A 13,289-nucleotide genomic window follows, 5' to 3' on the forward strand; every position below is an offset into this window, starting at 1 on the left:
TCGTCACATTCCCGCCTGCCCCGCGACGCCTGGCACGCACTCTCGCCACACCGGGCGAAAGCCCAAGTACGTCCAGTACGAGGACTTCCGCCCGGTACGCCGAGAGCACGCACCAGACGCCGCGGAGCCGCCCTTCGGGCGACGGCAGGAATGTGACGACAGGACCTAGCTCAGCTCCCCGCGAGCACCTCCGCGAGGAAGTCGTCGACACCGGTCTCCTCCTCGCCCGGCGCCACCACGGCATGGGTCTCGCGCAGGAAGGCCGCGACGGCGGACGCCCACACGAACACCGTCGCGTGCTGCCGTCCCCCGTCGGCGTGGGCGTCGCCGTAGAACTCCATGCACAGCTCCTCCGACGCGCCGCCGGCGACGGGGCGGAAGCGGACGTCGCCGACGCCGACCGGCTTCGTCAGCCCCTCGCCGAGCATGCCCCGGTCCACCTTCCACCGGGCCAGCACCCGCCCGTCGTGGGCGAAGACGACCGTGACGGCGAACGGGTCGTCGGCGTCGTACCGCAGGTGCGCCAGCACGGGGAAGCGCTCCGTGCCGTACGCCTGCAACTGCACCACCAGACTCTTGTGCACCAACGCGTTCACGATTTCGGCCCTCCGAGGACGACATCGGGACGTAGAACCCTCTGGTACCCCTGATCCGCGTGAGATGCCCGGACATCCGACCGGATCTCCCCCGTGCCGCCACAGCCGGGACCGGGGCGCGTGGGGCGCGTGTCAGCGCAGTCCGAACCGGTCCGCCCAGGACATGACGTCGGCGACCGCCGCGTTGCCGCCGCATACCACCAGTCCGAGCCGGACGTCCGGGCCCATCCGCTCCCGCACGTGCCGGGCGGCCGGCAGCAGGCAGCCTGCCGCGGGCTCGGCCCAGACCTTGGCGTGCTCGGCGAGGTCGAGGCAGCCTCGCACGGCCTCCCGGTCGGGCACCACGAGCACCTCGTGGACGAGGGCGCGGACATGGTCGTACGTCAGCTGCGACACCGTCGGCGCGCTCAGCGTCGTCACGATCGAGCAGAGGGCGACCGGCACCGGGCCGCCGGACGCCAGCGCCGCGGACATGGCCTGGGCGCCCTCGGTCTCCACGCCCCAGATCCGCACCCCGGGCCGCAGTGCGTGCAGCGCCGCGGCGACGCCCGCGATCAGCCCGCCGCCACCGATGCTGACGAGCACGTCGGTCAGCTCGCCGGCGTCCGCGGCCAGCTCCAGGCCGACGGTGCCCTGCCCGGCGACCACCACCTCGTCGTCGAAGGGATGGACCAGGGTGAGCCCCTCGTCCCGCAGCCGTGCGGCCGTGGCGAACGCCTCGTCCATGCCGTCGGTCAGCCGCACCGACGCCCCGGCCTCCTCCGCGATCGCGACGGACCGGGCGGGCGCCGAGCGCGGCATGACGACGGTGGCCTTCACATGCAGCGCGGCGGCCATCACCGCGAGCGCGATCCCGTGGTTGCCGCCGCTGACCGCGACCACGCCCGCGGCCCGCTCCGCCTCGTTCAGCGACAGCAGTCGCGCCGTCGCGCCGCGCGCCTTGAAGGAGCCCGTGCGCTGCAGCAGCTCCAGCTTCGCGGTCACCGGGGCGCCGAGCAGCGCGGACAGGCCGGGACTCGGCACGGTCGGGGTGCGCACGACGTGTCCGGCGATCCGCTCGGCCGCGGTTTCGATCTCCGAGATGCCGATCAAGGCAGTCCACCTTTCCGGCGCGGGTGGTGATCCGCGCCGCCCCGACCCTCACCTGCCGGGGGCGCACAGGTCAACAGGTCTCGCTTGATCCCGGCCCGTGAGAAGGGCCGGCTTTTTCAGTGCTGCTGCGGCCGGTGCGGTGTCGCCTCGCTCGGCCGGACGACGACGACCCCCTCGCCCTCCAGCATCAGCTGCACCGCCTCGCCCGACCCGCCGCGCAGCATCGAGCCGAACGACTGCGAGCGGTGCAGCGACGTCCGGAGGCGGGCGGTCCAGCCGACGACCGCGTTCGTGTCGACGTACACCGGCTGCTGCGGCGTGACAGGTATGACCAGCGGGCTGCCCTCGCACACCAGGCCCAGGAGTCCCTGCCCGGTGAACACGCTGTTGAACAGTCCGCCGCCCGCTATGCCCGAGCCCTTGACCGTCTTGATCTGGTAGGACAGCGTTGCGTCGAAGCACAGCACGTTGCGGCCGTTGACGGTGAACTCGTCCCCCGGGTCGACCTCGACGACGAAGCAGTTCTGGGCCTCCTGCGCGAACCAGGCCTCGCCCTGCCCGCGCACCGCCATCAGCGGCAGCCCCTCCCCGGTGACCGCGCGCTTGAGCATGCCGCCGACGCCCTGGCCCTTGCGCTCGAACCGCAGATCGCCGCGGTAGGCCACCATCGAGCCCTGGCGGGCGAACATCTCGCCGTCCACCGTGTACTTGACGCACTTGGAGTTCTCGACGGACATGCCCGGCGCGATCGCGGGGCCCACCACGTACTCACTGGAAAACAGGTCACCCTTCATGCGGGCATCCTGGCCCGGGGGCGCCTGTTCCGCCAAGGTCACCGGGCGAGGTCGTACTCCACGGCCGCACCGGGCAGTTGGGCGGTGCCGTGCACCTTCGACCGCTTGCCGCAGAACACCGACTCCAGTGTGCGCAGCATCGTCAGGTGCACCGCGCCGTTGTTGGAGGTGTTGGCGAGCGCGGCCAGGCTGCGTCTGCCGTCCTTGCTCGTGAACGCGTAGGTGTAGTAGCCCTGCACGGCGCCGGTGTGCCCGTACACCGACACCCCGCACGACAGGTCGCGGCGGCGCAGCCCGAGCCCGTACGCCTGGGCCGTGCCCGCCGGGATCCACCGCTCCATCTGGTCCAGTTGCGCGGGGGGCAGTAGCCGTCCGCCCAGCAGCGCCGAGAAGAACGTGTTGAGGTCGCGGGTGCTGGAGATGAGCGCGCCGGCGCTCTGAGCCCAGGACACTGTCTGCTCGGTGGCGTCGACCAGGGGCGACTTGGCCTTGTCGGGGGTGAGATAGCCGTGCGCGTACCGGCCGGGGATCTTCATGGCGGGGTGGACGTAGAAGGTGTCGCTCAGCTTCAGGGGCCTGATGATGCGGTTCTCGTACGCGGTGCGCACCGGGTGGCCGGTCAGCTTCTCGATGAGCATGCCGACGACGACGAAGTTGGTGTTGGAGTAGGAGTAGGCGGTGCCGGGCGCCTGGGTGCGCGGGTGTTTCAGGGACAGGGCGAGCAACTGGCGGTAGGTGAACACCTTGGTGCGCACGGCCTCGAAGCCGGACACGCTCCTGGCGAACATCTCGTCGCTGTAGTCGTACAGTCCGCTGCGGTGGCTGAGCACGTGCCGCACCGTGATCCGGTCGTCGGGCAGCAGCCCCGGCAGGTAGCGGTTGACCGGGTCGTCGAGCTTCACCCGGCCCTCGGCGGCCAGTTGCAGCAGGACGACCGCGGAGAAGGTCTTGGTGACGCTGCCGATGCGGAACCGGTCGGCCGTGCTGATCCAGTCCCCGGTCCCGCGGTCGGCGACTCCCTCCATGGCCTTGTAGACCGTGGGGTGGTCGTCGTAGGACGAGCGGTGGTCGTCGATCCGCGCCATGGCGCCCGGCGCGCCCTGCTTCAACGCCGTGCGCAGGAGGGTGCCGAGTGCCGCCGTGTCCGGCGCGGGCAGCGCGTCCGGTGCCGCCGTCCCGGGCCGGTGGCCCGCCGCGTGCGCCGGTCCCGCCAGCAGGGCCAGCACCAGCGATCCGAGTACCGCACCGCTGCACACCGTTCGTGAGGCCATACGCTTTTCTCCCGTCTCCGTCCGCGCGGTGATCCGTGCGAGATCGATCACATTCGGGCAACGCAACCTTCTCCCATCCGGTCACATCTCCACAGACGACACACAGTTGGTCATTCGCCGATCACTGAGTGGGGTGGATTGGCAAAGGATTGTCCTGTACTGCACGGAATGGATCATTCGTGCTTTACATGCACATGATCCATCCATGAGAGTTCCATCCCGGGGGCCCGACCAGCTCCCATGGCGCACCGGTGCCATCTCCCGGCGGCCGGCGATCCGGTCCTCCGCCACGAACGAAGGAACTCCCGAGAGTGCACAGACCCCATATACGCACCGTGGCGCTCGCCGTCGCGGTGGCGACGGCCGTCACGGGCCTGGCCGGCCCGGCGCTGGCCGCCCCCGTCGGGGGGCAGGACCACACCGTGTCGTCCGCCGGCACCTCCACCGCCTCGGTGGTGGCCGCCGCCGACGCTGCGGCCTTCGCGCACGCGTCGGCGACCGGCGTCACCCAGGGGGACGAACTGCGGGCGCAGGACGTGCTGTTCGACCCCGAGGGCGCGCGCCACGTCCGGTTCATACGCACCCACCGGGGACTGCCGGTCCTCGGCGGCGACCTCGTCGTCCACCTCGACCGGCAGCTGAGGTACACCGGCGTCACCCGGGCCGCAGGCCACACCGTCCGGCCCGCCGTCACCCGGGCGACGCTGACCCCGCGACAGGCGACGGCCAGGGCCGCCTCGGCCGCCCACGGCGAGGCGGGCACCGCCCGGCTCGTCGTGGACGCCCGCGGCGGCGCCTCCGCCCTCGCCTACGAGGTGCGGGTCACCTCGCCCGCGACCACCGAGAGCGGCGGCTCCCGGACCGTCGTCGTCGACGCCGTCACCGGCGAGGTGCGCAGCGACACGCCCGACCGGGACGAGTTCCTCTCGCCCAGGCTGGTCGAGACCCTGCGCAGGCGCGGCGAGACGCTCGACCCGGCCACCGGCAGCGTCCCGCCGGCCGCCGCCCTCGCCGCGACGCCGTCGGCCGTGGCCGTCGGCTACCCGCGGACCGCGACGGGCACCGGCTCCTCCCTGTTCGTGGGAAAGGTCTCCTTGACCACCACCCAGACGGCGAGCAAGAGCTTCCTGCTGAAGGACCCCAGCCGGTACGGCACGGAGACCCGGGACGCCAAGAACAAGCCGCTGGAGAACTTCGCGCGGGGTACGAAGTTCACCAGCACCACCAACAAGTGGGGCAACGGCGCCGTCTCCAGCCGCGCCAGCGCCGCCGTCGACGCGCAGTACGGCATCACCAAGACCCTGGACTTCTACAAGAAGTACTTCGGGCGCAAGGGCATCAAGAACAACAGCAAGGGTGCCCAGGCCATGGTCCACTTCGGCAACAAGGTCGCCAACGCGTTCTGGGACCCGGCGTGCACCTGCATGCTGTACGGCGACGGCGACGGCCTGATGTTCAAGAAGCCGCTCGTCGCCCTCGACGTCACCGGCCACGAACTCACCCACGGGGTCGTCGACGCCACCGCCGGACTGGAACCCACCTTCGTGGACTACGCCGGCAACCAGTACGGCGAGCCCGGGTCGCTGAACGAGTCACTGGCCGACATCTTCGGCTCCGGCGTCGAGTTCCACGCCAACAACCCGAAGAACCCGCCGAACTACCTGATCGGCGAGAAGCTGGGCCTGGCACAGAAGTTCCTGCGCAGGCTCGACCGGCCGTCCCTGGACAAGCTCGAGGGCGCGATCGACTACTGGTCGCCCGAGGTGTACTTCACCGAGGTGCACGCCGGTTCCGGCGTCTCCTCGCACGCGTACTACCTGCTCGCCGAGGGCAGCGGCAGCAAGCAGATCGGCGCCGTAACCTACGACTCGCCCACCTACGACGGACTGCCGGTCAAGGGCATCGGCCGCACCAAGGCCACGGCCGTGTTCTACCGGGCGCTCACCCGCTACATGGTCTCCACGACCGACTTCCACGACGCGCGCGTCGCGACGCTGAAGGCGGCCAAGGACCTCTACGGCGCGACCGGCACCGAGTACAAGGCGGTGGACCGGGCCTGGGCCGCGGTCAACGTCACCGCCGCCAACACCCCGGCCGCCGGCCGCTGACAGACCGTTCGAACACGGTGACCCGGATGCCCCGCCCCGGCGGGGCATCCGCACGTACGGCGGGGGGCGCGGCTCAGCGCAGGGTGTCCGCCCAGTTCGCCGGGACGCGTCCCTCCGGGCCCGGGGCCGGCTGGTTCGCCGGGTGGCTCTCGGGCGGCGCGAGTTCGGGTCCGGACTCGTAGAACTCGTTCGTGTCGTAGTTCCAGAACCAGCCCTCGCCGGGCTCGTAGCTGCGGATCACCGGGTGCCCGGTGGCCTGGTGGTGGGCGGTGGCGTGCCGGCCGGGGGAGTCGTCGCAGCAGCCGATGTGGCCGCAGCGGGCGCAGCGCCGCAGATGGAACCACCAGCCACCGGCCGTGTCGCACTCGGCGCAGCCGGTGCCGCTGGGCGGCACGCTGGGGTCGATTCCGGTGTCACGGGTCATGTCGGCTCCTCGGATGTCGGGTGGTCCTCGGCGGTGAGCGGCGATCCGGCCGCCATTTCGTCGTCTTCCCCGGCGCTCAGCGGCAGCAGCACCTGGAACCGGGTGTCGCCGGGCACCGAGTCCACACGGAGGGCGCCGTGGTGCTTGTTGACGACGATCCGCCAGGAGATGTCCAGCCCGAGGCCGGTGCCCTGGCCGACCGGCTTGGTGGTGAAGAACGGGTCGAAGATGCGGTCCCGGATCTCCGGCGGCACCCCCGGCCCGGTGTCCCGGAACTCGACCAGCAGCCGGTCGTCGTGGAGCGCGGTCCGCACGGTCAGCGTGCCCTCGCCGCCCGCGCCGTCCATGGCGGACACCGCGTTGTCGATCAGGTTGGTCCACACCTGGTTGAGTTCGGCCGGGTAGGCGGGGACCCGCGGCAGCGTACGGTCGTACTCCTTGACGACCTCGATACGCGGACCGATCTTGCCCGACAGCATCAGCAGGGTGCTGTCGAGGAGTTCGTGCACATCGGCGACCTGGTAGGGGGCACGGTCCAGCTGGGAGTACTGCTTGGCGGCGTCCACGAGACGGGAGATCCGGGTGGTGGAGTCCGCGATCTCGTCCATCAGCAGCTCCGTCTCCACCGTGTAGTTGAGCCACCCCACGGCACCCGGCAGGATCTCCTCGTCGACGGCCGCCGCGACCTGCTCCAGCCAGTCGACGTCCAGCCCCGCCTGCACGAAGGTGGGCGCCAACTGCGTGCCCTGCTCGATGCCGTGGTCCTCCAGCCAGTCGATGAGGGCGTCCTCGCGGTCGGCCGCCTGGAGCGGGCTGAGGTCCGGGGCCTTGGCGACCCGCTCGGCCGTACGCTCCTGGATCTCCATGAGGCCGGCCAACTGGTCCCGGGAGAACGGACCTTCGGCGATCAAGGCGAGCTTGCGCCGCATCTTGGCCACCCGCTCCCGCAGCGTCGCGGTGGCCCGGACGGCCGCCGCCGCGGGGTTGTTGAGCTCATGGGTCAGTCCGGCGGACAGCGAGCCGAGCGCCAGCAGCCGCTCACGCTGTCCGACGGCCGCCTGGGTGCTCTTGGACCCGAAGAACAGCCCCTCCAGCAGGTGCACCGCCATCGGGAACCATTCCCGCATGATGTCCGCGAACACGTCGGCAGGAAGCACGAAGAACCGCGTCGGCTCCGTGACCCGCATCGAGTTGATGTAGACCTGCCGCAGCCGGTCGCCGAAGTAGGCCTGCATGGCGCCCGAGTACACCCCGCGCTGCGAGGTCCGGGTGACCTCCACGTCGTCGCCGCCGACCCGGCGGGAGAGCACCACCGTGCCCTCGATCATCACGTAGAAGCAGGTGGCCGGCTCGCCCTCGGTGTACACCGGGCCGGTGTCGAACATCTCCACCCGCCCCTCGGCGCACAGCCGGCCCATCTGCTCGGGCCGGAGCTTCTCGAACAGGAACAGCGAGCCGATCTCACCGGGGCTGCACGGCATCCGCCGGCCGCTCACGACTGCTCCAGGTAACGGTGGACGAGCAACACGGCCATGGCTCCCTCTCCGACGGCGGACGCGACCCGTTTGGCGGACTCCGCCCGCGCGTCACCGGCGACGAACACGCCGGGCACGTTGGTCTCCAGGTGGTACGGCGGCCGGTCCAGCTCCCACCCGGGGGGCGGCCGGCCGTCGGCGGTGAGGTCGGGCCCGGACAGGATGAACCCGCGCCCGTCCCGCAGCACCGTGCCGCCCAGCCAGTCGGTCCGCGGCGCCGCGCCGATGAACACGAACATCCACTGCGTGTCGACGAGTTCGGTCTCCCCGGTGGCCGTGTCGCGCAGGGCCAGCTTCTCCAGATGGCCCGAGCCGTGCGCGGCGTCCACGACGGTGCCCGTGCGCACCGTGATGTTGGGGGCCTCTTCGATCTGCTGGATCAGGTAGTACGACATCGACGCCGCCAGTGACGCCCCGCGCACCAGCAGGGTCACCGACTTCGCGCCCCGGGACAGGTACATCGCGGCCTGCCCCGCGGAGTTGGCGCCGCCGACGATGTAGACGTCCTGTCCCTGGCAGGAGGGCGCCTCGGTCAGCGCCGAGCCGTAGAACACCCCGCACCCGGTCAACTCCTCCACACCGGGCGCCGGAAGCTGCCGGTAGGACACGCCGGTCGCCAGGATCACGCTGTGCGCGGCGACCGCCGAACCGTCGGAGAACCGCACGATCCGCGCCGCGCCGCAGATCTCCAGGCCGGTCACCTCGCGCGCGGTCAGGATCTCCGCGCCGAACCTCGTCGCCTGCCGGCGGGCCCGGTCGGTGAGCTGGGCGCCGGAGACGCCGTTCGGGAACCCGAGGTAGTTCTCGATCCGGGAGCTCTGCCCCGCCTGCCCGCCGGTCGCCGAGCGTTCCACGAGCACCGTCCGCAGCCCCTCGGAGGCCCCGTAGACGGCCGCGCCGAGCCCGGCCGGGCCGCCGCCCACCACCACCAGGTCGTAGAAGTCGGCCGCCGGTGTCGTCGCGAGCCCCACGTGGGCCGCGAGCTCGGCCGGCTCCGGTTCGAGCAGCGGGGTGCCGTCCGGGGTGACCACCAGCGGCAGCCGCTGACCGTCCTGCCCGGCCGCGGCCAGCAGTCGCCTGCCCTCCGGTTCGTCCGAGGAGTACCAGCGATACGGCACCTGATTGCGGGCCAGGAACTCCCGCACCTGGGAGGACCGTGCCGACCAGCGGTGCCCGACCACCTTCGTGCTCGGCACCGGCCGGTAGTCGCCGGCTCGCCAGACCTGGAGCAGGTCGTCCAGGACCGGGTACAGCTTCTCCTCGGGCGGGTCCCAGGGCTTGAGCAGGTAGTGGTCGAGGTCGACGACGTTGATCGCGTCGATCGCCGCGTCGGTGTCCGCGTACGCGGTCAGCAGCACCCGCCGGGCGCCCGGGTGGATGTCCAGGGCGCGTTCGAGGAACTCGATGCCGTTCATCCGCGGCATGCGGAAGTCGGCCAGGATGACCGCGACGGGGTCGCCGCGCAGCTTCAGCTCGCGCAGCGCGTCCAGAGCGGACTCGCCGGACTCGGCGCGCACGATCCGGTACGACCCGCCGTAGCGCCGCCTGAGGTCCCGGGCGACGGCGCGGGAGACCCCCGGATCGTCGTCCACGGTCATGATGACGATCCGCGCCTGCTCCACGGCCTGTGTCATCCGGCTGTCACCCCGCGTGCTCGGATCGGCTGCCGGTGCGCCCCCGTCGTCACTGCGCCGGCTCCTGCCCATCGTATGTGCGGCCGTCCCGCTTCGCCCGGGTACGCGGGAGGCGATCGCCCCGGCCGCCCGCTTCGGTGATCGGCCGGTAGGGGAGACTGGCACCGAGAACGGCTCACCACACAGGGAGGCATACGGCATGACGCGCCCGATCACGGCAGGGGTGGACGGATCGGAGGAGAGCCTCGCCGCACTGGCGTGGGCCGCCCGGGAGGCCGAGCGCCGCGGGCTGCCGCTGCGCCTGGTGCGGGCCTGGCGCCACGAGGTGCACGACGCCTTCGACACGGGTGACCGGGACACCCAGCGCCAGTGGGTGCGCGAGTCGGTCGCCGGGGCCGCCCGGACCGTCACCGAGCGCCACCCGGCCCTGACCGTGACCGCCGACGCCGTGGAGGACGACGCCGTGCCGGCCCTGCTCGGCGCCGCGGCGGAGTCGGAGGCGCTGGTGCTCGGCTCACGCGGACGGGGCGCCCTCGTCGGGTTCCTGGTCGGCTCCGTCGGACAGCAGGTGATCGCCGGGACCGAACGGCCCGTCGTCCTGGTGCGCACAGGGGACCGGCCGGCCGCCGAGGCCGCGGGCCAGGAGGTCGTCGTGGGCCAGCAGGGCGCCCCCGAGGACAGCGCCGCGGCCCTCGCGTTCGCGTTCGAGACCGCCGCCGCGCGCGGCGCCGGGGTGCGGGCGGTACGCGCCTGGACGCTGCCGCCGGTGTTCGCCTACAGCCCCGGCTCGCTCAAGCTGCTCGACGAGGCCGGCGGCCTGGAGCCGTACGAGCGGAAGGCGCTGGCCGCGGCGCTCCAGCCGTGGCGGGAGCGCTTCCCGGATGTCCCCGTCGTCGAGCACGTGGAGATGGGCAGCGCGGGCCAGGTGCTGCTGGCCGCGGCCGAGCACGCCCAGCTGCTGGTCGTGGGGCGCCGGGCGCGCCGCACCGCGGTGGGCGCGCGGATCGGCTCCGTCGCGAGCGGGATGCTGCACCACGCCGGCTGCCCGGTGGCCGTCGTCCCGCACCCGTGAGTCACCCGGGCGTCGTGTCCGGCGCCCGGCGTGCCCCGGGCAGGACGTTCCTGACGTAGTCCTGCACCGCGGTGTCGAGGCCGATGTCGTGCTGCGCCCGCTCGGACAGGTACCAGCGGTGCTCCAGCAACTCGTGGTACAGCTCGGCCGGGTCCATGGTGCCGCGCAGCTCGCCCGGCACCGCCCGCACGGTGGGGCGGAACACCTCCCGCACCCAGCGGTGCGCCAGCACCTCCGGGCGGGCGGCGAGCGAATGCCCGCCGCCCGGCCCCGGCCGGGTGCCGCCCGGCGCGTAGTCGTCCTGGGTGGCCATCCAGCTCTCCAGGTCGGTCAGCAGCCGCCGCGCCTGGTTCTCCTCGGTGTCCAGGCCGGTCAGGCGCAGCAACTGCCGCTGGTGGTGGCCGGCGTCGACGACCTTGGGCACGAAGGTGACGGTGTCGCCGGTGGTGGAGCTCTCGATCTGCATCTCGGCCACGTCGAAGCCGAGGTCGTTGAGCCGTCGGATCCGGCGCTCGATGTAGTGGTACTTGCCCGCCGGGTAGACCGAGGTGCGGGTCAGCTCCTGCCACAGGCCGTGGTAGCGGGCGCAGATCTCGGTGCCGAACTCGACCGGGTCCACCGAGGGGTGCAGGGCCCCGGAGGCCTCCAGGTCCAGCAGCTCGCCGCTGATGTTGACGCGGGCCAGGTCGAGGTCGTACTCCCGCTGCCCGGGGCTCAGCCGCCGGTGCAGCTCGCCGGTCTCGGCGTCCACCAGGTAGGCGGCGTACGCGCCGGCGTCGCGCCGGAACAGCGTGTTGGACAGCGAGCAGTCGCCCCAGGCGAACCCGGCCAGGTGCAGCCGCACCAGCAGGACGGCCAGGGCGTCCATCAGGCGGTGCATGGTGGCCGGGCGCAGGGTGGTCTCGAACATCGAGCGGTACGGCATCGACCCGCCCAGGTGCCGGGTGATCAGCACCGGCTCGAGCGGCTCGCCCGCGCTGTCGGTGCGGCCGGTGACCACGGCCAGCGGGTCCACCGCGGGGATGCCTAGCCGGTCCAGGTCGCGCAGCAGCTCGTACTCGCGCAGCGCCGGGCGTTCGGCGAGTTCCTTGACGGCGACCACCTCGTCGCCGGCGCGGGCGTAGCGCACCACGTGCCGGGAGATGCCGCGAGGCAGCGGCACGAGGTACTCCTCGGGCCACTCCTCCAGTGGTGTCCGCCACGGCAATTCGAGCAGGAGCGCGGGGTGCTCCGGGTTGGTGGCGCTGATCTGCAGACCCATGGCACGAACCCTAAAGGGCGCGTTCCCGCGCCTGCAGCGCCGCCTGCCGCACCGGACCGCGGAGCACGGGGCCGTGGCCGGGCAGCAGCAGGTCTCCATCGAGGCGTTCGAGCCTGCCCAACGAGGCCAGCGCCTGGGTGCGTTGGTGGTGGAACATGTCGGGCAGCAGTTGCGGGCCGGTCAGGCGTGAGGTGGGGTGGCCGCTCACCAGGGCGTCGCCGGAGACCAGCACGCCGGTGTCGGGGAGGTGGAACACGGTGTGGCCCCGGGTGTGGCCGGGCGTGTGCACGGGCACGGGCCGCCCCGGCAGGTCCAGCGGGCCGGCGGCCGGGAACGGCTCGGGCGCCGCGACCGGGACGTGCGCGGTGCCGCCGAGGCGCAGCGCGTGCACCGCCCAGGGCAGCACACCGGGCCGCCAGCCGTTGCGCAGCACCTGCCCGACGGTCACCTGGTGCAGGAACTCCCGCCGTGCGTGCGGCAGTTCGGTCTCGTGCAGATGCACCGGGGTGCCGTAGGCGCGGCGCAGGTACTCGGCGTTGCCCAAATGGTCGTTGTGTGCGTGGGTGATCAGTACGGCCGCCACCGCGTGGGGCGAACTCCCCACCGCCGTCAGCGAGTCGAGCAGTTGCTGCCGGTCGCCGGGGTAGCCGGTGTCGATCAGTGTGACGGCGTCGCCCTCGGTCAGGATCACCCAGTTCGTGTTGCCGCCGTGCACCAGATAGGTGCCGTCGGCGACCTGCTGCACGTCCGCGCGCATCGCTCTCCTCGCATCCCGGGCGGCTGTCCCACGGGGCAGCCCACCAGATGCGTCCCAGGGTAGATCGAAGAGCGGACGCGCACAGTTTGTCGGTGCCGTGCGCTTGGCATTCGCTCGCTTACGCGACTGTGCAACTCTTGGCCACGCTTCTTCGTCTCACGAGTGGAAGAGGGGCGACGGCGAAAACAGTCGGGGCCCATTGCCCCATGTCCAGGATCAGCGAGAGCGGGCGTATGCGTGATCAGCAGGAACGGACCGTCGGTGGCGTCGGTACGCAAGGGCGGGGCCGCCCGCCTGAGCAGGCGCGAGTGGTCGCGCAGCGTGGGGCCGGGGGACGCGCGCCGTCCCAGGACGAGCCGAGCAGGCGACGCTCGCGACGAGGAACGGGTGGCGTCTTCCCGGTCAGCGGTCCCGGGGTCGGCATCGCCGCCCTGGCACTGGCAGGCCCGGTGCTGCTCGGGGCGGGGGTGGATGCCGTAGCAGGTCAGGGTACCGGTTGGGGCGTGGTGTCCGGGGCGACGACAGGCGGACTCCTCGCGGCCCTTCTGGCGGTCCGCGGTCGCGTACTGGGGTGGGTGGCCCCGCTGCCGGTTCTGGCCGTGGCCGTTGTCACGGCCGGATGGGCCCTGACGTCCGGCGGTCCGCCTGCCACACGACTGGTGCGGTGGGCCGTGGCGGCGTTCCCGGCGATGGCCGCCGCGGAGTGCGCGGTGCTCGTCGTGGCCCTGGCGGCAGCTCTCCTCCG

11 protein-coding genes are annotated in these 13,289 nt (G+C 72.3%); 2 read left to right on the forward strand and 9 right to left on the reverse strand.

Features of this window, described 5'->3' with window-relative positions; all coding sequences use genetic code 11:
* Positions 1 to 170 precede the first annotated feature (170 nt).
* The 4 genes from ACIQFZ_RS42000 to ACIQFZ_RS42015 all read right to left on the reverse strand — a co-directional run bounded on the left by ACIQFZ_RS42000 (position 171) and on the right by ACIQFZ_RS42015 (position 3,753).
* Positions 171 to 596, reverse strand: coding sequence for an SsgA family sporulation/cell division regulator (locus ACIQFZ_RS42000; protein ID WP_365429771.1), 426 nt, complete (start codon positions 594 to 596; stop codon positions 171 to 173).
* A gap of 132 nt (positions 597 to 728) precedes the next feature.
* Positions 729 to 1,688 carry a threonine/serine dehydratase gene (locus ACIQFZ_RS42005; RefSeq protein WP_402693830.1) on the reverse strand — a complete coding sequence of 320 codons (960 nt, stop codon included), beginning with the start codon at positions 1,686 to 1,688 and terminating at the stop codon, positions 729 to 731.
* A gap of 116 nt (positions 1,689 to 1,804) precedes the next feature.
* Complete coding sequence (locus ACIQFZ_RS42010) at positions 1,805 to 2,482, reverse strand: AIM24 family protein (RefSeq protein ID WP_365429775.1); 678 nt, start codon at positions 2,480 to 2,482, stop codon at positions 1,805 to 1,807.
* A gap of 38 nt (positions 2,483 to 2,520) precedes the next feature.
* Positions 2,521 to 3,753 carry a serine hydrolase domain-containing protein gene (locus ACIQFZ_RS42015; protein WP_376654343.1) on the reverse strand — a complete coding sequence of 411 codons (1,233 nt, stop codon included), beginning with the start codon at positions 3,751 to 3,753 and terminating at the stop codon, positions 2,521 to 2,523.
* Positions 3,754 to 4,064: 311 nt separating this feature from the next.
* Between ACIQFZ_RS42015 and ACIQFZ_RS42020 the strand changes: the two genes are divergently transcribed.
* Complete coding sequence (locus tag ACIQFZ_RS42020) at positions 4,065 to 5,861, forward strand: M4 family metallopeptidase (protein WP_402693831.1); 1,797 nt, start codon at positions 4,065 to 4,067, stop codon at positions 5,859 to 5,861.
* 73 nt (positions 5,862 to 5,934) lie between these two features.
* Here ACIQFZ_RS42020 and ACIQFZ_RS42025 read toward each other — a convergent pair whose 3' ends face one another.
* The 3 genes from ACIQFZ_RS42025 to ACIQFZ_RS42035 are packed head-to-tail and all read right to left on the reverse strand — an operon-like array spanning position 5,935 to position 9,454.
* On the reverse strand, positions 5,935 to 6,285 hold the full coding sequence (locus ACIQFZ_RS42025) for a UBP-type zinc finger domain-containing protein (RefSeq protein ID WP_365429781.1): 351 nt from the start codon (positions 6,283 to 6,285) through the stop codon (positions 5,935 to 5,937).
* Positions 6,282 to 7,766, reverse strand: coding sequence for an ATP-binding protein (locus ACIQFZ_RS42030; RefSeq protein ID WP_402693834.1), 1,485 nt, complete (start codon positions 7,764 to 7,766; stop codon positions 6,282 to 6,284). The genes ACIQFZ_RS42025 and ACIQFZ_RS42030 overlap by 4 nt, the downstream gene beginning before the upstream one ends.
* A gap of 11 nt (positions 7,767 to 7,777) precedes the next feature.
* Positions 7,778 to 9,454, reverse strand: coding sequence for an FAD-dependent oxidoreductase (locus ACIQFZ_RS42035; RefSeq protein WP_383061407.1), 1,677 nt, complete (start codon positions 9,452 to 9,454; stop codon positions 7,778 to 7,780).
* Positions 9,455 to 9,653: 199 nt separating this feature from the next.
* Between ACIQFZ_RS42035 and ACIQFZ_RS42040 the strand changes: the two genes are divergently transcribed.
* Complete coding sequence (locus tag ACIQFZ_RS42040; RefSeq protein WP_402693832.1) at positions 9,654 to 10,526, forward strand: universal stress protein; 873 nt, start codon at positions 9,654 to 9,656, stop codon at positions 10,524 to 10,526.
* Position 10,527: 1 nt separating this feature from the next.
* Here the strand turns inward: ACIQFZ_RS42040 and ACIQFZ_RS42045 are convergent, their stop codons facing one another.
* Positions 10,528 to 11,787 (reverse strand): DUF4032 domain-containing protein, encoded by a 1,260-nt coding sequence (locus ACIQFZ_RS42045; protein ID WP_402693833.1) that lies wholly within the window; start codon positions 11,785 to 11,787, stop codon positions 10,528 to 10,530.
* Between the two features lie 10 nt (positions 11,788 to 11,797).
* Positions 11,798 to 12,544 (reverse strand): MBL fold metallo-hydrolase, encoded by a 747-nt coding sequence (locus tag ACIQFZ_RS42050; RefSeq protein ID WP_383061412.1) that lies wholly within the window; start codon positions 12,542 to 12,544, stop codon positions 11,798 to 11,800.
* Positions 12,545 to 13,289: the final 745 nt, after the last annotated feature.

It is taken from the genome of Streptomyces sp. NPDC093064 (assembly GCF_044754605.1).
Taxonomy (GTDB): domain Bacteria; phylum Actinomycetota; class Actinomycetes; order Streptomycetales; family Streptomycetaceae; genus Streptomyces.